Here is a 12909-nt window from a genome sequence, read left to right as displayed (position 1 = left end):
GAAGAAGGCCTGACCGGCCCCTGACGCCCGGACGCCCCCCGCATGACGACGGCGACGCCCCCTGAAGCGGGTGCGTCGCCGTCGTCGCGCGGGCGTCAGGGGCCGGTCAGGCCTTCTTCTCGTCCTTCTTGCCCAGCGGCAGGGCCTTGATGAGGCCGGAGACGAGGCCGCCCTTGCCGTCCTCCGCAGACTGACCGACGTCCTGGCCCTTGGCCGAGGCCGCGACGATCTCGCCGGGGATCTGCGCGGGCAGAGGGCCGAACAGGTCCCGGGAGTTCTTCACCACGGCCTTGGCCATGGCGCGGTTGCCCACCCCGCCGATCACGGCGCCGACGCCGAACGGCACCGCGCGGCCCAGGAAGCCCGCGCCCTGGCGGACGAGGACCTTCTTGACGAACTGCTTCTTGAGCTGCTCGATGGCCACGGCGCCCAGGCCGGCGCCGCCGGCGGCCTGACCGGCCGCGCCGCCGTTCATCATGGCCGCCAGGCCCGCGGCGGAGTCCGGGGTGCCGGTGTTCTTCACGCCGCTCTTCCGGGAGATGTCCTTGAGGAGTTCCTTGGCGTCGTCGCCGAGCATCACGGCCATCACGAGGGCCTTGGAGCGCGCGGGGTCCTTGGTGGTGAGCCCGTGCAGCTCGGCCAGGGACTGCGCGTAGAGGGCGGTGGCCTCGAGGAACGCCACGGTGGCCGCGGCGGAGAGGCCCAGCGCGGCCACGGTGCCGATGCCCGGGACGATCGCGGTGCCGCCCACGGCGGCGCCCGCGCCGGTGGAGGCGGTGACGTACTGGTCCGCGAGGCGCTCGGCGAGCTGCTCCGGGGTCTCCCCCGGGTGGCTCTCGTGCAGGCGCTGGATATTCTTCAGCACCAGCGGGCGCTGGATGTCCAGGGTGGTGAAGACGAGCTTCTCGAAGCCCTCGGTGGGGTTGCCGTTCTCGTCGAAGGCGGACTTCATCGCGAAGTCCTTGGCCTTCCCGGATGCGTACCGTCCGATGATGGAGTTCTTTGCCATGCGGGCCACCGTAGCGGCCCGCCCCCGCGCAGGTCAGGGGATCAGGCCCCGCCGAGCACGTGCTCCAGGAAGATCCGCACGTCCCGGGCCTCCTCCGGGCCGGTGCCGTGCAGGATCCCCGGGTAGGTGCGGGCGGTGAGCAGGGTGTGCTCCTCCGCCCACGCGGCGGTGTGGGCCACGGCGTCCGGGTGGATCACCGGGTCCTGCGCGTCGCGGCCCCAGAAGAACGGGCGCGGCCCCGGGCCCTCGGCGGGCGAGTCCAGGACGGCGAGCAGCTCGTTGTCCACCGCGAACCCGCTCAGCCCCACCCCGCACGCGAACGCCTCGGGACGCAGCCGGATCACGGTCGTCGCCATGGCCATGCCCTGGGAGAAGCCGAGCACGGACACGCTGCGGAACCCGGCGTCGGCCACGGCGTCGTCCGCGAGCGCGTCGTACACGCGGTGGGCGGCGGCGATCACCTGGGCGAAGTCGGACTGCAGGAGCACGTCCAGCAGGAACCAGCCGTGGGCCCCGGGATCGTCCGGGCCCTCGACGGCGGCGGCGTCGATCTCGAAGGGCCCGCGGAGGGCCAGGCCGGTGCAGCGCTCCGGGAGCATGGGGAAGAACCTGCGGGCGGCGCGCACCTCGTTGGAGCCGTAGCCGTGCAGCACGAGGACGAGGTCGGTGCCGGCCCGCTCGTGCTCCGGTCGGGACCAGACGGCGTGCCCGCCGGAGGCCAGCGGCTCGGATTCTGGCGCGGAACCGGTGCTCATGGTTCCATCCTAGGTGTGGGCGCCGCCCCGCCGTCCTCCGCGATCGTGGACGCACGCGCCGACGCCACCCCGGTGGAGCGCACCCTGCGCGGGATGCTCGGCGAGGGCTGAGCGGGGCCGGCGTCGTGAAGTGGTGGGCCCTGCGGGGATCGAACCCGCGACCGGCGGATTAAAAGTCCGATGCTCTGCCAGCTGAGCTAAAGGCCCTCACCCGGTTCCGCGGCGGGGCCGCGCGGGTGCCCTGCCATGGTAGCCGAGGCGCGCCGGGGCTACCCTGGACCGGCCCGGATCCCGGGCCCCGCCCGTCCACTCGGACCGCCGAACCCGACCCGAAGGAGCCCCCATGGCCCACCACCGCGCCCCCGCCGGCCGCGGCGCCAGCTCCACCGCGTCCGGCCTGGTCCGCCCGCACCGGCCCCGCCTGACGGACCCGGGCCTGATCGCTGACCTCGCCGACGGCGAGGACCCGCAGGAGATCGCCGCCGCGGCCTCCCGCCTGGCCCACGCCCTCGTGGCGGGCGGCCGCGCCGAGGAGGACCCCGACGTCGTCGCGCGCCTGGTGGGGCTCGTGCGCGAGGTGGGCGTGGAGACCCTGGCCGGGCTGTGGGCGGACGCCCCCGCCGTGTCCCTGGCCGGGGCGCTGTGGCGCCTGTACGCCCTTCAGGAGGCCACCGCCCGCGACGGCGAGCGCTGGGCCGCCTGGTACCGCGCCGGGCACGCCGCCCACGCCGCACGGGCCGTGGCCGGGGCCGTGGAGCCGCCGGGCCCCGAGGAGCTGCGCCGGCTCACGGACACGATCCTCACGGGCGCGTACCGCTCCGAGCTGGACGTCGCGCTGGAACGGGCCGGCGCCTACGCCCGCGTGGTGGCCCTGGGCCAGGCCGAGCACGCCGCCGCCGCCGAGCACGCGGACCCCGCGCACGCCGCGCGCCTGACCCTGCGCGCCGCCCGGATGATCTCCACGGCGGAGGCGCTGGAGGCCGCCGCTCGATCGTGGCGGGACGGCTCGTTAGACTGATCCGCGACGACGCCGGACCGCAGGTGACCCCGGGCTCCAACATTCTGCCGCCGTGAGCGGCCTTCCGCCGAGAGGCGTCCCGGGTCCGGCGTCGTCCTCGATCCACGGCCGCCCCGCCGGCCCGTCCCCGGAAGGTGGGTGCCGCTGAGCATGACGCCCCGGCCCGCCTGGCTGGTGACACGGGACTCGCCCGCCCTGGGCCACCTCACCGACCTCTGCGACACCCTGGGCCGCGCCGTGCGCGCGGTGGCCCAGGCGGTCGCCGCCGACGGCTCGGAGCGGGACCGCGTGGAGCGCGACCTCTCCGCCCTCGACGCCGCCGCCACGGCCGCCCTCATGGCCTTCCTCACGGCCCTGCGCAGCGCCTACGTCACCCCCGTGCCCCGTCCCGACCTCTACCGCCTCGCCGACGGCGTGAAGACCGCCGCGCACCGCGTGGTCGGCGCCGGCGTGCTGGTCCACCGCGCAGACTTGGACGCCCTCCCCCGGAACGCCGTGGAGCTGCTGGAGACCCTCGGCCGACAGGCGGAGCTGCTCGCCCATGGCACCCGCCAGCTGCGGGACCTGGACGCCCTCGAGGACACCTGGATGCAGCTCGAGCGCGGCATCCGCCGCATGGAACGCCTCATGGTGGACTGGCTCGCCGACCTCGGCACGGACCTGCTCCAGCGTGACTACAACCGCCAGCGCGAGATCGCCTCCGCCCTGCGCGACGCCGTCCTCGCCCTGGACCGCGTCAACACCGACCTCGGCGTGGTGCTGGTCCGTGAGTCCTGACCTGGCGCACCGCCGCGGGGGCAGGGCGTGACCGCGCCGCTCCTGGTCCCGGTGCTGGTCCTGCTGCTGGCGGTCGGGGGGCTGATGGGATTCCGGGACGCCCCGAACGCCGTCGCCCTGGCGGTCCGGTTCCGGGCGCTGACGCCGCGCGTCGCCCTGATCCTGTCCGCCCTGCTGAACGCGGTCGGCGTGCTGCTCGGCGCGCTGATGCTGACCCTGGGGCTGCCCCTGATGGTCGCCGGCGGCACCGCGCACCCGGAGGTCCTGGCCCTCGTGGGGGTGGCCGCCGCGGTGACGCTCGGCTGGGGCGTGCTCGCGTGGCGCTTCCGGGCGCCGACGTCCACCACGCACGCCCTGCTGGCCTCGCTCGCCGCCGCCCACGTCGCGTCCGTGTCGGCGCTCGGCAGCGGCCTGGACCCCGCCTTCGAGAACGGCGCACGGTGGGAGGTGGCAGCGAGCCTGCTGCTGTCCCCGGTCCTCGCCTGGGGCCTGGCACGGCTGACGGCGCGGCCCGTGCTGCGCCTGGCCACCACCGGCACCACCGTGAACGTGCAGCACCGTGCGCGGATCGCCCTGGCGGTCTCCACCGGGCTCATCGCGCTGGGGCACGGCGTGCAGGCGGCGCTGCGCCTGCTCCCCCTGGCGGTGCTCGCGGCGACCGCCGCCGTCGGCACGGGACTGCCCCCGGGGACGGAGCTGAGCGCGGCGTTCGTCGCAGCGGCGGCCGTGCTCGCGGCGGCCGTCGGGATCGGCACCCTGGGCGGGGCATGGGGCATCGCGTGGACCCTCACGGAGCGCCTGGTGATCCTGGACCCGCTGCGCGCCGCCGTCGCCGCCGTGGTGCCGGCCGTCCTGCTCTTCGCCGGCACGATGCTCCTGCACCTGCCCCTGTCCTCCACGCACACGGGCGTGGCGGGGATCGTCGGCGCGGGCCAGACCCAGTCCTACGCGTCCGTGCGGTGGGGCGCGGTGGCGCGGGTGGCCGTGTGGTGGGTGGCGACGCCGCTGGTGTGCGGGTCCCTGGCCTTCGCCGCCGGCGCCGTGCTGCTGCCCCTGCTCGGCTGACACGTCGACGCACACCTCCCCTCACGACGACGCAGGCCCCCCGCCCGGATGTCCGGGCGGGGGGCCTGCGTGCGGGGCCGGGGGTCGGCTCAGCCGAAGCGGCCGGAGACGTAGTCCTCGGTCTGCTGGTTCGACGGGTTGTTGAAGATGGTGTTGGTCTCGGCGTACTCGATGAGCTTGCCCGGCTGGCCGATGCCCTGGATGTTGAAGAACGCGGTCTTGTCCGCCACGCGCGCGGCCTGCTGCATGTTGTGCGTGACGATGATGACCGTGTAGTCCTCCTTGAGCTCGTTGATGAGGTCCTCGACGGCCAGGGTGGAGATCGGGTCCAGGGCCGAGCAGGGCTCGTCCATGAGGATCACGTCCGGCTCGACGGCCACGGACCGGGCGATGCAGAGGCGCTGCTGCTGGCCGCCGGAGAGGCCGGAGCCCGGCTTGTCCAGGCGGTCCTTGACCTCGTTCCAGAGGTTGGCGCCGCGCAGGGACTTCTCCACGATCTCGTCCGCACGGGACGTGGTCAGGCGGGTGCCGTTGAGCTTGTAGCCGGCCAGCACGTTGTCGCGGATGGACATGGTGGGGAACGGGTTCGGGCGCTGGAAGACCATGCCGATCTGGGACCGGACCGTCACCGGGTCGACACCGGGGCCGTAGACGTCCTCGCCGTCGAGGAGCAGCTGGCCCTCGACGTGGGCGCCGGGGAGCACCTCGTGCATGCGGTTGATGGCGCGCAGGAACGTGGTCTTGCCGCAGCCGGACGGGCCGATGAACGCGGTGACGGTGCGGGGGGCGATGTCGATGCTGACGCCCTCGACGGCCTTGAACTTGCCGTAGTAGACGTCGACGTCCTTGGCCTGGATGCGCTTAGACATGGGAGCTTGTTTCCTTTTCGAGGATCGCTGGAGAGCGGGAGTCTGGTGGCCGCGCCGGCCGCCGCCCCGCGCGGGGGCGGCGGTGGCGGCGTCAGCGGCCGGTCTTGGGGGCGAAGGCCTTGGCGACGATGCGCGCGAGGAGGTTCAGCACCATCACGATGATGATGAGGACCAGGGCGGCGGCCCAGGCGCGGGACGTGGAGGCGTCCATGGCCGTGGGCGACGTCGGGGCGACCAGCTGACGGTAGATGTACACCGGGAGGGCGGTCATCCAGTTGTCGAACGGGTTCCAGTTCACCGCGGAGGCGAAGCCGGCGGTCACGAGGATCGGCGCGGTCTCGCCGGTCACGCGGGCGATCGCCAGGGTGATGCCGGAGGCGATGCCGGAGATGGCGGTGGGGAGCACGACCTTGAAGATCGTGCGCCACTTCCGCACGCCGAGGGCGTAGGAGCCCTCGCGCAGCTCGTTCGGCACCACGCGGAGCATCTCCTCGGTGGAGCGGACCACGACGGGGATCATCAGCACGGTGAGCGCAATGGCGGCGGTGAGGCCCATCTTCACGGACTGCAGCGCCTTCGGGCCGGAGCCCATGACCATCTCGAGCACCACCGACATCGCCGCGAAGGCGAAGAGGCCGGCCACGATGGACGGGATGCCGGTCATGACGTCGACGAAGAAGATGATGGCGCGGGACAGCCAGCCGTCGCGGCCGAACTCCACCAGGTAGATGGAGGTCAGCAGGCCGATCGGCACGGCGATCACGGTGGCGATCACGGTGATGAGGAACGTGCCCACCAGGGCGTGGGCGAAGCCGCCGGGCAGGTCGCCCATGGGCTCGCCGGCCTGGACGTACTGGGCGTCGGTGACGCCGGTGACGCCCTGCATGTCGTTCACCAGCAGCTGCGGGTTGCCGAACAGGGTCGCGCCGCCGTCGGCCACCACGGACCACAGCACGGAGATCAGCGGGACCAGGGCGATCAGGAATGCGGCCCACACGAGGTTGCGCCACAGGCCGTCCGTGGCCTGGCGGCGGTTCTCCAGCACGCGGGTGGCGACGTACATGCCCGCGACGAAGAGGATCGCGGCCAGGATGATGAAGCGCGCGATGGAGAAGTCGGCGAACCCGCCGGCCAGCAGGGCTTCGAGGCCGAGGCCCAGGACCACGGCGCCGGCGGCCACGGCCATCCACGTCCAGCGGGGCTTCTGCCCGGCCGTCAGGGAGTTCTGCGTGTGCTTCGACGCCGGGGTGTTCTCCCGCGTCGGCGTGTCGTTCAGTGCGGTGCTCATCAGTTGGCCCCCGAGAATTCCTTGTGCTTGTTCACGATCCAGCGCGCCACCATGTTCACCACGAGGGTGATCACGAAGAGCATGAGGCCGGCCGCGATGAGCTCGTTGAGCCGGATGCCGTAGGCCTCCGGGAAGTTCAGCGCGATCTCCGAGGGGATGGTCGCGTTGCGGCCCTCCTCGATCACGGACGGGCTGAACTTGCCGGGCGAGAGCACCATGGTCACGGCCATGGTCTCGCCGAGGGCGCGGCCCAGGCCGAGCATGATGGAGGAGACGATGCCGGCCCGCGCGAACGGGAACACGGTCATCTTGATCATCTCCCAGCGGGTGGCGCCCAGACCCAGGGCGGCCTCCTCGTGGAGCTTCGGGGTCTGGGAGAAGATCTCACGGCACAGGGCCGTGATGATCGGCACGACCATGACGGCCAGCACGATGCCGGAGGTCATCAGGACGCGACCGGTGGAGGTCACGGAGCCGCCGAAGAAGGGCAGCCAGCCGAGGTACTCGTTCAGCCACTCGTAGATCGGCACCATCAGGGGCGCCAGGGTGAGCCAGCCCCAGATGCCGTAGACCACGGAGGGGATGGCGGCCAGCAGGTCGATCACGTAGCCGACGGGCTGGGCGATCTTCGGCGGGGCGTAGTGGGAGATGAAGAGGGCGACGCCGACGGCGACCGGCGTGGCCAGCAGCAGGGCGATGATCGCCGCCATGACGGTGCCGGCCATCAGCGGCCAGACGTACCCCCAGAAGGAGTCGCCGGACTCGAGGTTCGCGCCCTCGGCCGGGAACAGCGCGGGCCAGGCCTCGGACACCAGGAAGATCGCCACGAAGGCGAGGATCAGCAGGATGAGGACGCCGGCGGCCAGGGCGAGACCGGAGAAGACCTTGTCTCCGGCGGCCCCCGCCCGCGACGATTTCAGGGCGGAGGAGCTCGGGGCCGCCTCAGTTGCGGTGTGGGACACGATGCCTTCCCTCGTGATCGGTGGAGTGATGACGCAGCGGCCGCGGAGACGCCTGCTGCCCGGGTGACGGCCGCCGGTCAGCCCACCGGCCGCCGACCCCCGAAGGGAGTTCAGCGGCCGGTGACCTGCGGTGACTGCTCACGCGTCAGTGACGGCCGATCAGCCGACCTTGATCGCGTCGATGCGAGTCTTGGCCTCCTTGGCCAGCTCGGCGTCCAGCGGAGCGGACTTGGAGGCCTCCTGGGCGGCCTTCTGGCCGTCCTCGGAGATCACGTAGGAGGCGAACGCCTTGACCTGGTCGACGGTCTCCTGGTCCCCGTACTGGTTGCAGAAGATGTGGTAGGAGACGAGCACGATCGGGTACACGCCCTCGCCCGCGTTGGCGCGGTCGAGCTCGATGGAGCCGTCGTCCTGCTTCTTGCCGTCCGCGACGATCTTGGCGGCGGCCTCGGGGGAGATCTCCGCGAACTTGCCGTCCTTGCCGACCTTGGCGGTCTTCAGGGAGCCCACGCCGGACTCGTCGGCGTAGGTGATGGCGCCGTTGGTGGCGGCGGCCTGGGACACGACGCCCTTGGTGCCCTGGGCGGACTCGGCGGTGATGTCGCCCGGCCACTCCTTGACCTTGCCGTAGGTCCAGGCCTCGGGGGCGACCTGGTCCAGGTAGGCGGTGAAGTTCTCGGTGGTACCGGACTCGTCGGCGCGGTGCACGACGGTGATGGCGGTGTCGGGCAGCTCGACGCCCTCGTTGAGGGCGGCGATCTCCGGGGCGTTCCACTTGGTGATCTTCTTGGAGAAGATCTTCGCGATGGTGTCGGCGTCCAGGTTCAGGGAGTCGACGCCCTCGAGGTTGTAGGCCACGGCGATCGGGGAGACGTAGGCGGGCACGTGGAACGCGCCGTCCGGGCCGCAGACCTCCTGCGCCTGGGTCTTCTCCTCGTCCTTCAGGGCGGCGTCGGAGCCGGCGAAGGTGGCCGCGCCGGAGAGGAACGCCTTGCGGCCGGCGCCGGAGCCGTCCGGGGAGTACTGGACCTGCAGCTCGGGGGAGGTGGCCTTGACACCCTCGGTCCAGGCGGTCATGGCGGCCTCCTGGGAGGACGCGCCGGAGCCCATGAGGGTGCCGGAGGCGGTGGGGACGTCGATGGCGTAGCCACCCTGAGCGGCGGAGGAGGAGCCCGAGGCCGAGGAGGACTCGGCGGCCGAGGAGGACGCGGAGGAGGAACCGGCGGCCGAGGAGGACGCGGAGGAGGAGCCGGCGGCCGAGGAGGACGCGGCGGAGGAAGAGGAGGAGGCCGAGTCGTTGCCGCCGCCGCAGGCGGTCAGGGCAAGGGCGGCCACAGAAAGGAGGGCGGCCGAGCGGCCGAAGCGGAGAGCCTTCACGAGGATGCCTCTTTCAGTCAGGGTGACGGTGATGACGGCGCTCCCGGACAGCAGGACGGTCGCGCCGCGACTCTTGAGACGGTAGGGGCGTGAGATGAATCGCGTGTCCGCGCAGGATGAACAGCCGGTGAACTGGTCCGGGGCCCCCTGTGATGCGTGACACCCACGGGCGTCGCGGGGCCCCGAGGTGGGCCGGCCCGGCGCTAGGGTGGCGCCCATGACGGACCGCCACGCCACCGCGACGGGGACCCTGCCCGCGGTGCCCGCCGCGGCAGGGCCCTCCGGGGTGGGCAGGTTCCTGCGCCGCCGGGCCCGCGCCGGCTGGTCCCGGCTGCGCTCCTCGGTGGGCCACGCCGCCCTCATGGCCGTGTGCGCGGTGGGCGCCTACTGGTTCGCCGAGACCGTCCTCGGGCACGCCCAGCCCCTGTTCGCGGCGACGGCCCTCCTGATCGCCCTCGGATTCCAGCGCGAGCCCAGGGTCCGCAAGGTGGCCGAGGTCGCGTTCGGCTGCACGCTCGGCATCCTCATCGGGGACCTCATGATGGCGGCGCTGGGCCGCGGCCTCTGGCAGGCGGTCCTCGTGGTCTTCGTCTCGGTGCTGGCGGCCCGGTTCCTGGACTCCGGGGCCACCTTCACCATGCAGATGTCCCTGCAGTCCGTGCTCGTGGTGCTCCTCCCCCTCAACGCGGACGGCCCCTTCGCCCGCTCGGCCGACGCCCTGGTGGGCGGCCTCCTCGCCCTCCTGGTGACCCTCCTGTCCCCCCGGGACCCCACGCGCCTGCCCGCCCGCCAGCTCCGCGGCCTCTACGAGTCCATGGCCTCCGTGCTGCGGGAGCTCTCCGCCGCCCTCCGCGCGGAGGAGTCCCGCACGGCGTGGATGGCGCTGGTGGAGTGCCGGCGCACGCAGTCGACACTGGAGGACGTCCGCAAGGAGCTCAAGGTCACCCGGGAGCAGACCGTCCTGAATCCGCTGCAGCGCCCGGCCCGCGACGCGGCGGACGTCATGGCCGTGGCCGCCGACCGCTCCGACCTCGCCGTCCGCTCCCTGCGGATCGTGGCCCGCCGCGTGGTCTCGATCCTGGACCACGGCGCCGTGGACGGCGACCACCGCGAGCGCCTGGCGGCCTGGTTCGACGACGCCGCGGACGCCGTCGAGATCCTGCACCGCTCGCTGGCCGAGCCGCAGGCCGAGGGGCGGCACCGCTCCCTGGACGTGGCCCGCGACGCCCTGGGCGCCTCCGCCTCGTGGCTGGACCCCCACGAGCTGGCCGGGGGCACCGTGCACGGCGAGGCGCTGGTGATGCTGCTGCGGCCCATGATGGTGGACCTCATCGAGGCGACGGGCGCCTCCCACGCGGAGGCGCTCACCTACCTGCCGCGCGTCTGACGCGCACGACGCCGCGGGGCGCCTAGCGCGTCCGCCCCCGTGGCTAGGGTGACGGCATGGCCACGAAGTCCTCCACCAAGCGCGCCCCGTCCTACCGCTGCACCGAGTGCGGCTGGACCACGGTGAAGTGGGTGGGCCGCTGCGGCGAGTGCCAGGCGTGGGGAACCGTGGAGGAGGCCGGCGGTGCGGCCACGGCCGGGCGGACGCACGCGTCCACCGTGGCGCAGGCGGCGCCCCGGATCGGGGACGTGGACGCCACGCTGGCCTCCTTCCGCACCACGGGCGTGCGGGAGCTGGACCGGGTGCTGGGCGGCGGCCTGGTCCCCGGGGCCGTGATCCTCCTGGCGGGCGAGCCCGGCATCGGCAAGTCCACGCTCCTGCTGGACGTGGCCGCGCAGACCGCCCGCGGGGCCGGCGGCGGCGGGACGCGGAACGTGCTGTACCTGACGGGTGAGGAGTCCGCGGCGCAGGTGCGCTCCCGCGCGGACCGGATCGGGGCACTGGCGGACACGCTGCGCCTGGCGGCGGAGACGGACCTCGGCCGGGCGCTGGGGCAGATCGAGAAGACGGACCCCGCCCTGGTGATCGTGGACTCCGTCCAGACGCTGCAGTCCACCGAGGTGGAGGGCGTGGCCGGCGGCGTCACCCAGGTGCGGGAGGTCGCGGCGTCGCTGATCCGCACCGCCAAGGAGAAGGGGATCACCACGATCCTCGTGGGGCACGTGACGAAGGACGGCTCCATCGCCGGGCCGCGCCTGCTCGAGCACCTCGTGGACGTGGTCTGCCAGTTCGAGGGGGACCGCCACTCGCGGCTGCGGCTGGTGCGCGCCGTGAAGAACCGGTTCGGCCCCACGGACGAGGTCGGCTGCTTCGACCTGCGGGAGGACGGCATCGAGTCCCTCGACGACCCCTCGGGCCTGTTCCTCTCCGGCACGCAGGAGCCCGTGGAGGGCACGTGCGTGACCGTGACCCTGGAGGGCCGGCGCCCGCTCGTGGCGGAGGTCCAGGCCCTGCTCACACCCTCCGGCGGCGGCAGCGCCCGCCGCACCGTCTCCGGCGTGGACGCCGCCCGCGTGAACATGCTCCTGGCGGTGCTCCAGCGCCGGGCCCGCTTCGCCCTGGCCCAGGACGACTGCTACGTGGCCACCGTGGGCGGGGTGCGGCTCTCCGAGCCCGCCTCCGACCTCGCCGTGGCCGTGGCGATCGCCTCCGCGAAGCTCGGCGCCCCCGTGCCGCAGGGCATGATCGCCGTCGGCGAGCTGGGGCTGGCCGGGGAGGTGCGTCCCGTGCCCGGCATCGGCCGCCGCGTCCGGGAGGCCGCCCGCCTGGGCTTCACCCGCGCCCTGGTCCCGCGCTCCCCCGAGCCGCTCGGGGACGTGCCGGCCGGGTTCTCCGTGGCGCAGGTGGGCACCCTCTCTGAGGCGCTGGGGACCATCCCGTCCTGGACGGGGCAGCGGTCCCCCGGCGCGCGCTCCTGAGCCGGGCGCGGCGGATCCCGACGCCGGCGGGTCAGCGGGTCGGGGACGCCGCGGAGGACGAGGGGGCGGCCGGGGACGAGGACGCCCGCCCGGACCCCGCGGGGCTCGACGTCGGCGCGGAGGGCGTCGGCTCCGAGGCCCTCGGCGCGGGCGAGGACGGCTGAGCGGAGGAGCTCGACGCGGACGGGGACGCCGACGACGTCTCGGCGGAGGCGGGCGCCGTCGTCGCGCTCGGCCCGGGCGCCGCGGAGGACGCCGCCGGCGAGGAGGCCGGTGCGGCGCTCTTCGTCCCGTCCGTGACGGTCAGCGCGACCGGCCGCGAGGTGACCTCGCCCAGCGTCACCGTGAGCCGGTACTCGCCGGGCTCCACGGCCGGTCCGAGCCGGGCGCAGTCCGCGGAGGAGGCCCGCCCGTTCCAGCGGTACACGGCGGCCTTCTGGTCCCGCGGCTCCAGGACGACGTCCTCGTGGGTCGGATCCGCCTGGCACACGCGCGTGCTCATCACCTGCTGCTCGGAGGCGTCCGTGACGCGGAACTCCTGCTGCGCCGTGCCGACGTCGGTGCGGCACGGACGTCCGGACAGGTTGGTCACCTCCAGGCGGAGCACCGCCTCCTCCCCGGGGGCGTACCGCTCCCTGTCCGCCGCCGCCACGAGCCGCAGGTCCATGGGGGCGCAGGACTCGACCGACGCCGGGTCCTGCGTCTGGCCGGCCTGGGCGTCCAGGGAGCGGGCGGCCGCCGGCGTCGGGGAGGACACCGGCGTGGGGGCCGCGGACGGCTCTGCGTCGGGCCGGCCGGAGGGCAGCAGGGCGTTCACCAGCGCGCCGATCCCCCAGCCCACCAGGAGCAGGAACGCCGCCGCCAGGCATCCCGCCACCACGCGGCGGCGGCGGAGCACGGCCGCGTGGTGGCGGGATGCCTGGC

General features: G+C 73.8%; 12 protein-coding genes and 1 tRNA gene. 5 read left to right on the top strand and 8 right to left on the bottom strand.

Features of this window, described 5'->3' with window-relative positions; all coding sequences use genetic code 11:
- Positions 1-106 precede the first annotated feature (106 nt).
- From MHY29_RS08220 to MHY29_RS08210, 3 genes are all read right to left on the bottom strand, one after another.
- A complete protein-coding gene (locus MHY29_RS08220) occupies positions 107-1009 on the bottom strand; it encodes a hypothetical protein (protein WP_239239910.1) in 903 nt (300 codons plus the stop codon).
- 41 nt (positions 1010-1050) lie between these two features.
- On the bottom strand, positions 1051-1764 hold the full coding sequence (locus MHY29_RS08215) for an alpha/beta hydrolase (RefSeq protein WP_239239907.1): 714 nt from the start codon (positions 1762-1764) through the stop codon (positions 1051-1053).
- 131 nt (positions 1765-1895) lie between these two features.
- Positions 1896-1971, bottom strand: a tRNA-Lys gene (locus MHY29_RS08210).
- A 136-nt stretch (positions 1972-2107) separates the two neighbouring features.
- Here MHY29_RS08210 and MHY29_RS08205 point away from each other — a divergent pair.
- The 3 genes from MHY29_RS08205 to MHY29_RS08195 all read left to right on the top strand — a co-directional run bounded on the left by MHY29_RS08205 (position 2108) and on the right by MHY29_RS08195 (position 4624).
- Positions 2108-2782: a hypothetical protein gene (locus MHY29_RS08205; protein ID WP_224355807.1), complete on the top strand. Its 675-nt coding sequence runs from the start codon at positions 2108-2110 to the stop codon at positions 2780-2782.
- Positions 2783-2932: 150 nt separating this feature from the next.
- Positions 2933-3559, top strand: coding sequence for a hypothetical protein (locus tag MHY29_RS08200; RefSeq protein WP_239239905.1), 627 nt, complete (start codon positions 2933-2935; stop codon positions 3557-3559).
- Positions 3560-3586: 27 nt separating this feature from the next.
- Positions 3587-4624 carry an inorganic phosphate transporter gene (locus tag MHY29_RS08195; protein WP_239239903.1) on the top strand — a complete coding sequence of 346 codons (1038 nt, stop codon included), beginning with the start codon at positions 3587-3589 and terminating at the stop codon, positions 4622-4624.
- 89 nt (positions 4625-4713) lie between these two features.
- Here MHY29_RS08195 and pstB read toward each other — a convergent pair whose 3' ends face one another.
- The 4 genes from pstB to pstS all read right to left on the bottom strand — a co-directional run bounded on the left by pstB (position 4714) and on the right by pstS (position 9120).
- Positions 4714-5493, bottom strand: coding sequence for a phosphate ABC transporter ATP-binding protein PstB (pstB, locus tag MHY29_RS08190; protein ID WP_239239900.1), 780 nt, complete (start codon positions 5491-5493; stop codon positions 4714-4716).
- Between the two features lie 91 nt (positions 5494-5584).
- Positions 5585-6781 (bottom strand): phosphate ABC transporter permease PstA, encoded by a 1197-nt coding sequence (gene pstA / locus MHY29_RS08185; RefSeq protein WP_224355813.1) that lies wholly within the window; start codon positions 6779-6781, stop codon positions 5585-5587.
- Positions 6781-7743, bottom strand: coding sequence for a phosphate ABC transporter permease subunit PstC (gene pstC, locus MHY29_RS08180; RefSeq protein WP_224355814.1), 963 nt, complete (start codon positions 7741-7743; stop codon positions 6781-6783). The genes pstA and pstC overlap by 1 nt, the downstream gene beginning before the upstream one ends.
- Positions 7744-7902: 159 nt before the next feature.
- Entirely contained in the window at positions 7903-9120 is a 1218-nt protein-coding gene (pstS, locus tag MHY29_RS08175) for a phosphate ABC transporter substrate-binding protein PstS (protein WP_286670225.1), read from the bottom strand.
- A 217-nt stretch (positions 9121-9337) separates the two neighbouring features.
- On the opposite strand from pstS, the gene MHY29_RS08170 reads away from it, so the two are divergent.
- Together MHY29_RS08170 and radA are read left to right on the top strand one after the other, a co-directional pair.
- Positions 9338-10507: an aromatic acid exporter family protein gene (locus MHY29_RS08170; protein WP_224355815.1), complete on the top strand. Its 1170-nt coding sequence runs from the start codon at positions 9338-9340 to the stop codon at positions 10505-10507.
- 56 nt (positions 10508-10563) lie between these two features.
- Positions 10564-11985: a DNA repair protein RadA gene (radA, locus tag MHY29_RS08165; RefSeq protein WP_239239897.1), complete on the top strand. Its 1422-nt coding sequence runs from the start codon at positions 10564-10566 to the stop codon at positions 11983-11985.
- A 31-nt stretch (positions 11986-12016) separates the two neighbouring features.
- Here the strand turns inward: radA and MHY29_RS08160 are convergent.
- The coding region (locus MHY29_RS08160) for a hypothetical protein (protein ID WP_255718730.1) at positions 12017-12909 on the bottom strand (893 nt) is incomplete at its 5' end.

It is taken from the genome of Micrococcus sp. ACRRV (genome assembly GCF_022346985.1).
Classification (GTDB): domain Bacteria; phylum Actinomycetota; class Actinomycetes; order Actinomycetales; family Micrococcaceae; genus Micrococcus; species Micrococcus porci.
The sequence above is the reverse complement of the archived record's forward strand: the minus strand, read 5'-3'. Positions and strand labels throughout refer to the sequence as shown.

Excerpts from the sequence above, each read along its gene's own strand:
- MHY29_RS08220 (WP_239239910.1), bottom strand. The coding sequence starts at position 1,009 with ATGGCAAAGAACTCCATCATCGGACGGTACGCATCCGGGAAGGCCAAG.
- MHY29_RS08215 (WP_239239907.1), bottom strand. The coding sequence starts at position 1,764 with ATGAGCACCGGTTCCGCGCCAGAATCCGAGCCGCTGGCCTCCGGCGGG.
- MHY29_RS08205 (WP_224355807.1), top strand. The coding sequence starts at position 2,108 with ATGGCCCACCACCGCGCCCCCGCCGGCCGCGGCGCCAGCTCCACCGCG.
- MHY29_RS08200 (WP_239239905.1), top strand. The coding sequence starts at position 2,933 with ATGACGCCCCGGCCCGCCTGGCTGGTGACACGGGACTCGCCCGCCCTG.
- pstB (WP_239239900.1), bottom strand. The coding sequence starts at position 5,493 with ATGTCTAAGCGCATCCAGGCCAAGGACGTCGACGTCTACTACGGCAAG.
- pstA (WP_224355813.1), bottom strand. The coding sequence starts at position 6,781 with ATGAGCACCGCACTGAACGACACGCCGACGCGGGAGAACACCCCGGCG.
- MHY29_RS08170 (WP_224355815.1), top strand. The coding sequence starts at position 9,338 with ATGACGGACCGCCACGCCACCGCGACGGGGACCCTGCCCGCGGTGCCC.
- radA (WP_239239897.1), top strand. The coding sequence starts at position 10,564 with ATGGCCACGAAGTCCTCCACCAAGCGCGCCCCGTCCTACCGCTGCACC.